Raw genomic sequence first — 312 nt, 5'->3', positions numbered from 1 at the left:
CGTCATAGCCCCAGAGGCGCCTGATGTGACGCAGCGTCGCGTCGCGGCTTTCGCCGTCGAGCAGGATGCCGTTCTTGACATTGTGCTGCAGCCTCAGGTGCCGATCACCCAGGAGGTCGACGTCCACCACCTCGATGTCGGGCCTTTTCGCGCCAATCTCATAGCTGTGAGCCAGCGCGGAACGTATCTTGCGATAGCCGCGCTCATTGTGGATCGATGCGACCTGGTAATGCGGCTCGTCGGCGCCGTCGGCCAGCACGAAGAGCCGCCATTTTCGGATCAGCGCGGGGCTGAGATACTGGTGGATGAAGG

The 312-nt window shown here is 62.5% G+C and carries 1 protein-coding gene; it reads right to left on the bottom strand.

Annotated features, from left to right (window positions below):
- Positions 1-312, bottom strand: a 312-nt coding sequence (locus EN852_RS38340) for a SpoVR family protein (protein WP_189546597.1), incomplete at both ends; no start/stop codon positions are given.

It is taken from the genome of Mesorhizobium sp. M2E.F.Ca.ET.209.01.1.1 (assembly GCF_004010375.2).
In the GTDB taxonomy this organism is placed as follows: Bacteria; Pseudomonadota; Alphaproteobacteria; order Rhizobiales; family Rhizobiaceae; genus Mesorhizobium.
The sequence above is the reverse complement of the archived record's forward strand: the minus strand, read 5'-3'. Positions and strand labels throughout refer to the sequence as shown.